The sequence below is a fragment of the Acinetobacter piscicola genome (genome assembly GCF_002233755.1).
GTDB classification, from domain to species: Bacteria; Pseudomonadota; Gammaproteobacteria; order Pseudomonadales; family Moraxellaceae; genus Acinetobacter; species Acinetobacter piscicola.
The window spans coordinates 1-9,575 of sequence record NZ_KZ268713.1 but is presented as its reverse complement, the minus strand read 5'-3'; the positions used below and the strand labels follow the sequence as shown (position 1 = coordinate 9,575).

Annotated in this window: 1 protein-coding gene; it reads left to right on the top strand. The window is 41.3% G+C overall.

Features of this window, described 5'->3' with window-relative positions:
- Positions 1-871: 871 nt before the first annotated feature.
- Positions 872-9,575, top strand: an 8,704-nt coding sequence (locus CDA10_RS04890; protein WP_171333947.1) for an Ig-like domain-containing protein, incomplete at its 3' end; no start/stop codon positions are given.

The following is a 9,575-nucleotide window of genomic DNA, read 5'->3' as shown; positions in this document are numbered from 1 at the left end:
GACTCACTGGTGTACCAAGAATACACCAGTACCCGTGATAACGATGCGATCTACTCGAATGGTGTAGCGACGACCTTGGTGTACAAAGTATTAGATACGATCACAGTTGAGATGAACAGTGATGGGGCTTACTTAGGTGAAACAGGGACCACGATTGGCAATGGTTATGGTTCACAATTTGATCTAGGTACCTTTGGTAATAGCAACTTGAATGATTGGATTGATCGCAATGGTGATGATTCACTCAATATTGATGGTAATAAAAGCATAGACTTTGTTGATATTAATGGTGATGGCGTTTATGACGGCTCATCGGGTGATTCAGCGACACAAGTAACTGATCTGTGGAATCACTTTGACGCAGCGAAAGACAAACTTGATATTAGTGACTGGATTGCACAAATTGAACAAGAGACAGGTGTGACGATTACGGATAGTAATATTGCGCAGTACTTAACCGCTGAATCGGTGAAGAATGCTGAGACGAATGCAGTATCGACGGTATTAAGTATAGACCGAGATGGTGCTGGAACGAGCTATGCAAGCANNNTATCGACGGTGTTAAGCATAGACCGAGATGGTGCTGGAACGAGTTACGCAAGCAGTCAATTCTTGATTTTAGAAGCGACAGGTAAGTTGGAATTAGTGGACTTGTTAAATAACAATATTATCCTACATTAACAACTAGATTCATAAGTGAAACTAAAAAGAGCCACATTACGATGTGGCTTTTTTTGTATTAATTATTAAATAAAGCTACAAAATTAATGTCGTCTATTTACAATATATCCTTTAAAATGTGATTTATGTCACATATTTATAATTTGTTATTTATAAAATTATTTACTAAATAAAAGATAGAGGTTTGGAAATGGCAATAATTCAATCAAATAGCTTTAAGGCTGGAACAAAAGTTACGATTTATTTATTGAAAGCAGATGGTTCAATTGATGGTTCAATAGTACCTATTGTAGTCACAGTACTTGCAAATGGTACATTTGCAAGAAATGTTCCATTTAATAATGGTGAAAATTTCTTACTCGTTGGTACGGATAAGCAGGGTTTGGCATATAGTACTAATTTTACCGTAGCAGATACAACAAGACCAGATAAGCCGCTTTTTTCAGCGCAGGATGATATCGGTGTTGTTCAGGGGGCAATTCAACCCAATACCACAACAGATGATAATCAACCTACATTTTCAGGTACAAGTAAAGAAGTTGGGGGTGTCGTTAAAGTTTTTGATCAAGGCGTAGAAATTGGTTCTGCAACCGTGAAACCTGATGGGACTTGGTCATTTACACCAACAACACCTTTAGCAGATGGTAATCATATTATTACTATTCAACAGGTTGATCCTAAAGGAAATATAAGTGCATTAAGTGATCCACTAACATTTGCTGTGGATACCCAACCTGTCAAAGTTGAAATTTTAAAGGCATTGGATGACTTTGGGTTAAACCAAAGTGATCTTGCCAATCATGCAATTACAGATGATGCAACGCCAACATTGGTGGGTACGGGTTTAGCAAATGCTGTTGTGCATATTTCTGAAAATGGGACAGAACTTGGTTCGACTACAGTAGATGCGACTGGAAATTGGACTTTTGAGCTTCCTACTCAAATCGATGGTACACATCAATATACAGCGACACTAACCAATACCGCTGGAGTATCTGGTAGTACTCAATTTACATTGACGATCGATACAGCTGCTCCGACAACAACTGCAACTTTGACTGGTATTACGGATGATAGCGGTACAGTTGGTGATTATATTACCAATGATCCATCACTTATTTTAAATGGAACCATTACAGGTACTGTTGAGCCTACAGATAAAGTACAAGTGAGTGTGGATGGTGGGGCAACATGGGTAGATGCCTCAATTGATCCTATCAATAACACTTGGACACTTGATCATACAGCGCAGCCACTGAGCAATGGTCAACATGAGGTCGTTGTTCGTGTGATTGATGAAGCTGGAAATATAGGACCAGTTTCAACAGCGCAAGTCATCACGATTGATACAGAAACTCCAACAGCCCAAGCAAATATCACTGGAATTACTGAAGATACTGGCGTAGCAAGTGATTTCATGACGGCTGATACAACTTTAGCTATTCATGGCGAGATTACAGGGACTTTGGCTGTATATGAAAAAGTTCAGGTACGTATAGATGGAGGGGCTTGGGTTGAAGCAACATTAGACCGTGTAAGTAATACGTGGACTTTAGACAATACAGCAACACCCTTAGCTGAGGGGGCACATCAAGTAGAAACACGTATTATTGATGCTGCAGCGAATGCGACGACACCTGTAGCGAAACAGATTGTGATTGATACTACCGCTTCATTGGCAATTGCACAGATCTCTGCGATTACAACAGATACAGGAACCGCTGGGGATTATATTACCAATGATAATACCTTGCTGATCAGCGGTCGTATTCTCAATACGCTGGCGGCTGATGATAGTGTTCAAGTGAGTTTAGATAATGGCGTAACTTGGACAAATGCTGTTGTAGATCCTGTGACACATACATGGTCATTAGATAATACGGGTCATCCACTTGTTGATGGCACTTATAATGTTCAAGCTCGTGTAATTGATGTTGTTGGAAATGTCGGCACTGTTTCAAGTAAAACGGTTGTAATTGATACACAAGCTTCTAGTGTGGTCAGTACGCTGACAGCGATTACAGAAGACACAGGCGTGGTTGGAGATTTTTCGACCAATGACAATAGTTTAGAACTTACAGGTTCTTTGTCAGCACCTTTAGCAGCAGGTGATAAAGTCCAAATCAGTTTAAATGGCGGTAAAACTTGGCTAGAAGCAACGGTTGATCCAGCAACAAATACTTGGTCATATGACAATACGGATAATCCACTTGCAGATGGAACATATAAATTCCAAACACGTGTGATTGATCAAGCGGGCAATGTAGGACAAGTAACAGCTCAAGATATCGTTATCGATACACGTGCGCCTTTAACTTCAGCGGTATTTACTGGAATCACTGAAGATACAGGGACAACAGGTGATTATATTACCAATGACAATGCATTAGTTTTTAAAGGAAAAATTAATGGTGGTGCCTTAGCGGCGAGTGATACTGTACAGTTGAGTTTGGATGGTGGAGTGACTTGGGTAGAGGCAACAGTTAATCCAGCAACACGTACTTGGAGTTATGACAATACAGCGAATCCATTGGTAGATGGCACACATACCTTGATTGCACGTGTAGTTGATAAAGCAGGTAATCCTGGTTTTGAAACCACTCAAGAGATTCAAATTGATACAGCAGCATCTACAGCAAGCTCATCTTTAACCAGTATTACCATAGATACGGGTGTGCTTGGTGATTATATTACCAGTGACAATAGCTTAGTTTTTAAAGGTAAAGTTGAGGGTGTTTTAGCAGCTGATGAGCGTGTCCAAATCAGTTTGGATGGTGGTGCGACTTGGTTGGAAAGTACTTTAGATCGTACTACAAACGTCTGGAATTATAATAATACAATCAATGAATTGGATGATGGTAGTTATACTATTCAATCCCGTGTCATTGACACTGCGGGGAACGCAAGTTCAGTTTCAACACAAACTGTGACTGTTGATACCAGTATTCCTACAGCAACAGCAGCACTGACGGCAATTTCTGATGATACAGGTACTGCTGGAGACTTTATTACCCAAGACAGTAGCTTGTTGTTTCAAGGCAATGTTACAGGTGCTTTAGCTGCTGATGAAAATGTCCAAATTAGTCTGGATGGTGGTCAGAGCTGGGCTGAAGTTACACTTGATCGTGTCGCAAATAGTTGGCAGTTTGATAATACAGGCAATGCTTTAGCAGATGGTACGTATAACGTTCAAGTTCGTGTGGTTGATACAGCAAATAATGTTGGGAAATTAACTTCACAAAGTGTTGTGATTAATAATAAACCATCGGTTGCATCGGTTGAATTTACAGGTATTACAGAAGATAGTGGTATTGCAGGTGACCATATTACCAATGACAATACTTTAGTCATTAACGGTAAAGTATTGAACAATCTTGCAGCAACAGACCGTGTTGAAATCAGTTTAGATAATGGTGCAAGTTGGCAAGATGCTGTAGTTGATCGTACCAACCATACTTGGTCGTATGACAATACTGCAAATCCATTGGCTGATGGAGCATACACTTTCCAAGCTCGCGTGGTCGATGTTGCAGGTGTAGCGGGTACTGCGAGTACTGTCAATGTTCAAATTGATACTCAAGCGCCAGATTCAACCACTTTGGCAAAATTAAGTACCATTACCGATGACACTGGTGTTATCGATGATTTTGTCACCAGTGATAATACTTTGCTGTTGAATGGTGAAATTACAGGTCAACTGGATGCAACGGATAAAGTATCAATCAGTTTAAATGGTGGTAAAACTTGGTCTGAAGCAACGGTTGATCATACAAATAAAACATGGAGTTTTGATAATACTGATAATCCGCTTGCAGATGGCACATATAAAGTACAAGTCCGTGTCATAGACTTGGCAGGTAATCAAGGCGATATCTCTGAACAAGATGTGGTCATCGATTCTAGACCACCAGTTGCTTCAGCTTTATTTTCGGGCATTACTGAAGATACAGGTGTGGCAGGTGATTACCAAACCAATGACAATAGTTTAGTTTTCAATGGAACGATCATTGGTGATGTTGCTGCAAATGATGCGGTTGAAGTGAGCTTGGATGGCGGTACAACTTGGATTAAAGCGGTATTAGACCCTGTTGCCAAAACATGGACACTGGATCACAGTGCAACAACATTGGTCGATGGGACTTATACTTTAGCTGCACGAGTTGTTGATCAAGCAGGTAATACAGGCCCACTTTCTACTCAAAAATTGGTGATAGATACTTCTGCACCAACAGCTACGTCTGAATTTACCAGTATCACTGAGGATACAGGTACAGCAGGCGACTATCAAACCAATGATCAAACACTTATGATCAGTGGTAAAGTTACAGGTATTTTAGCTACAGATGATCAAGTACAGCTCAGCTTAGATGGTGGTCAGACTTGGTTGAATGTTACTGTTGATTCAGCAACAAATACTTGGACATACAACAATACAGCCAATACCTTGGCTGAAGGGACTTATCAATTCCAAACACGTGTTGTTGATAAAGTGCTGAATGGTGATGTTACAGATACACAAGAAGTTGTGATTGATTTAACCCCACCACTTTCAAATTTAACCCTTGCATTTACAGGTATTAGTGATGATACAGGGATTGCTGGCGATTATAAAACCAGTGATACAACACTGATTATTAACGGTAAAATTGAGTCTGGTACGCTGACTGCAAATGACCATATTGAAGTGAGTGTCGATGGTGGTAATACGTGGATAACTGCACAAATCGATCCAGTGAGTCATACATGGTCTTTAGACAATACAGCAAATACTTTGAGCAGCGGAACACATCAATTTATTGCTCGTGTTGTGGATCAAGTCGGTAATATTGGACACCAAGTCACTCAAGATGTAACGATTGTTACTGAGCCGCCAAAAGCTACAGCTGATCTGACTTTAATTACAGATGATAGTGGTGTGGCAGGTGATTTTGTCACCAATGACCCATCTTTGATCTACTCTGGAAATGTGACAGGAGTATTAGACCCTGATGAAACAGTTCAGGTCAGTTTAGATGGTGGATTAAACTGGTTAACGGCAACAATTGATCCTACAGGGACAAGTTGGAGTTTGGATCATTCCGCAATCAATCTTGTCGATGGTCAATACACAGTTATTACACGTGTGATTGATTCTACAGGAACAGCAGGAACAGAAAGTACCAAAGAAATTACCATTGATACGACCGTACCAACTGCAACAACAACACTATCGAGTATTACTCAAGACAGTGGTCAAGCTGGTGATTTTATTACCAATGATAATACATTGATTTTCAATGGAACTGTTGTAGGTAACTTAGCAGCTGATGAGCGCGTACAGATCAGTTTAGATGGTGGTGTAACTTGGACAAATACAACACTTGATCGTCCTGCAAATATGTGGATTTTGGATAATACAACAGCAACATTGGTTGATGGTACATATACAGTTGTGAGCCGTGTCATAGATCAGGCGGGTAATATTGGTACATCTTCAGTACCACAAAATGTCATCATTGATACAGCTATACCAACTTCGTTAGCTTCTATTACCAGTATTTCTGAAGATACAGGGGTAAATACCTCTGACTTTATAACCAAAGATTCAACATTGGTGATTAATGGTAAAGTTTCAACAGCATTGGCAAGTAATGAAAAAGTCCAAGTTTCCTTTGACAATGGTGCAAACTGGGTAGATGCAACGAGCAAAGCAGATGGGACGTGGAGTTATGACAATACTGCACAGACTTTGCAAGATGGGACTTATACGGTTCAAGCACGTGTGATTGATACGGCTGGAAATAGTAGTACTGTGGCAACACAGAGCTTTACAGTAGATACGAAAGTGCCTACTGCATTATCTGATTTAGATTTAAAAGATGATGTTGGGGCAATAAAAGGTACGATTCCAGAACAAGGTGTGACGGATGATACCCGTCCAGAATTTACAGGCAAAGCCCCTGCGGATGCTGCATATGTCAATATATATGACAATGGCAACTTAATGGGGACAGCAACAGTTCAAGCCGATGGAACATGGAGTTTTACACCAACTTTACCATTAGGTGCAGGGCCACATAGCTTAACTGCTGCACCTGTTGATGTGGCAGGAAATGAAGGCGCTGTGACAACACCGTGGACATTTGATGTACTGGGTGCTCCACCGCCTGCCCCTGCAATTACCAATGTTGTTGATAATGTTGTAGGTGGGCTATTCAACCAAACTATTCCAAAAGATGGTTTAACCAACGATAAAACACCGACGATTAGTGGGACAGGCCAAGTTGGATCTACGATTCATGTCTATAGCGAAGGTGTGGAAGTTGCAAATACGGTCGTCAAAACAGATGGTACATGGTCTGTTGAAGTTGCGGATTTAGGTGCGGATGGTGCGAAAACGATTAAAGCCCAAGCTGTTGATGCAGCAGGGCAATTGAGTCCATTTACTGGCGACTATGTGATTCATCTAGATACGCTTGCACCAAGCAAACCTGATTTGGCTGCGGTTGATAATGTAGGGCAAATGGTCGGTCCGATTACCAATGGTAGTGTAACAGATGATGGAACACCGACATTCTCAGGTAAAGGAGAGGCTGGTAGTACGATTACCTTAACGGATAATGGAACTGTTATAGGAACTGCAACAGTTCAACCAGATGGAAATTGGACATTTACCCCAACAGTTGAATTAGCAGATGGTTCACATGATGTGGTTGTGACGCAAACAGATCCAGCAGGAAATGTGAGTGCCTCAAGTGATGCATTGACCTTTGATGTCGACAAGAGCGCTGTAAATATTACGATCAGTGCAACTGACAATAAAGCACCAGTTACAGGGCCAATCGCTGATGGTGGCGTAACCAATGATGATACACCTGTATTGTCAGGTACAACCAAAGCTGGGGCAATCGTTAAAATTACAGATAAAGATGGGAATTCACTCGGTTCTGTAACGGCAGATGGTGTTGGAAACTGGTCACTTGAAGTACCAACGCAGAGTAATGGTGCGCAGACCTATACGGCTACAGCAACATTAAGCAATGGTAATACAGCAACAGCAACGATAGGATTTAGCATTGATACAATCAAACCAACGGGCTTAACTTTAGAAACAGTGAGTGATGATGTTGGACTTGTACAAGGCTTATTGAAATCAGGTGATCATAGTGATGACACCACACCAACAGTAGGCGGAAAAGCAGAAGCCAATAGTATCGTTTCAATCTATGAAAATGGTTTATTGGTTGGTTCAACAACTGCAAAAGCCGATGGGGCTTGGAGCTATACCATCCCTGCACCAGGTTTAACCGAGGGAACACATGCATTAACTGCGACCCAAACAGATCAAGCTGGAAATGTAAGTGATCCAACGACTGCATTTAATGTTGTGATTGATGTTACTGCGCCTGTTTCAACAGCAGTCATTACAGCCATTTCTGAAGATCGTGGAACTGCGGGTGATTTTATTACCAATGATAAAACGCTTGTAATTAGTGGTCAGGTCAATGGGACTTTAGATACTGGTGATAAAGTTCAGGTGAGCTTAGATGGTGGTGTGACTTGGAAAGATGCAGTGAGCAATGCCAATGGAACTTGGACATTGGATCATACTGCTAATCCGCTCGCAGATGGGACTTATAAATTTGAATCTCGCATATTAGATGCTGCTGGTATTCCGGGTGCGGCGACATCACAAAATGTAACGATTGATAGTGTTTTAACGCCGAATACTGCGATGAGTTTGACTGGTTACGAAGACAAAGGTGTTTCCGCTACAGACTTCTACTCGAACGACACGCAGTTTACATTGAATGTAACAGGCGAGGCAGGCGCACAAGTGATTTACCAAACTTTGGTGAATGGTACTTGGACTGATCTAAATACAGCAACGATCGCCGCGAATAACACCTCATCGTATAACGTTGATTGGTCTGCCCAGCAAATCAATGATGAAAGTCGTAAGTTCCGTGCGGTGATCACAGATGTTGCAGGCAATAGTGCAACAGTCTATGTCGGTGGTGCAAATGAAGCTGCGGCACAAAACTACCGTGTAGATAACGTGGCAGCAACAGGTAAATTTAATGGTAGTTTGAGTCCTTCAGCACAAGGAGGATTAGACGTAGCTAACCCTGCCTTCCAATTTAGTGAAACAGGTGCACGTAACTTTAAAGTCTATGAACAAGAGTACCGTGGTCAACATATCGAAGGACTGACAGAGTTAACTACAGGCAGTGGTTTACAGACGGATGCCAATGGAAAATTAGTCCTTTCACCATTGCTGGATCATATGGACAACTTTAAAAACTACGTATTTGAAACTGTGGATAACGCAGGCAATATCTCGATTAACCCACAATTTATTCAGCATATTCCGACACCATTGAGTGAGTTTGATGGACAATCCAACTATGTGAATTGGTACTACACACCATACAGTTATTTGGGAGAGTTCAGTGCATCAGCTTTCATGGAAATGGATGACATTAAATTCTACAATGACAGTGCTAACCTTGCAGGATTTGCAACACGTTACGAGGGCAAACTTTATTGGGGAGAAGCACAGGTTTATTTGACTTTAGCCAATGGTACAGTACTGACCACGACACCTGAGTCAAACACAGGCTACTGGGAATTTAGCTATAACGGTAATAACCCAATACCAGCAGGTGAGATCGCGGGATTAAGACTAGTTCCTACCCATTTACAAGACTTAGCACAAAATGAAGCGATGGAATATCGTTATGACCAGTCCATAGATCAGACCATTGCGGAAGGCGGTAACTTATATCCACCAACAGCTTATGGCGTATTGGGTTCATATAATAACTTGAATGCACCAGTGCAATACATCAAAGGTCAGGCGGATACCACGGGAAGTGAAGACTGGCATGACTCACTGGTGTACCAAGAATACA